The 232-nt window shown below is 69.8% G+C and carries 1 pseudogene; it reads right to left on the bottom strand.

The window, feature by feature from the left end:
- A pseudogene (locus NLU14_RS22970) lies at positions 1-232 on the bottom strand (adenosine deaminase); the annotation flags it as partial.

Genomic DNA, 232 nt, shown 5'->3' on the forward strand with positions numbered 1-232 from the left:
GGCATCGGGCCACGCCAGCGCCCGCATGGCCATGTATTGCGCGGTCCAGTCCCCGATGCCCGGCAACGCCCGCAATCGTTCGATGGAGGTATCGGCATCGGCGCCCGGTTCCAGGACCACGGACCCGCTCGCGAATCCCTGTGCCAGAGCCAGGATGGTCTTGGCCCGGGTCGCGATGATCCCCAATGCCGCGATGTCGCCATAGGGCAGCGTCGCCACCGTGGCGGGCGCG

The sequence above is a fragment of the Marinobacter iranensis genome, assembly GCF_029207565.1.
Taxonomy (GTDB): domain Bacteria; phylum Pseudomonadota; class Gammaproteobacteria; order Pseudomonadales; family Oleiphilaceae; genus Marinobacter; species Marinobacter iranensis.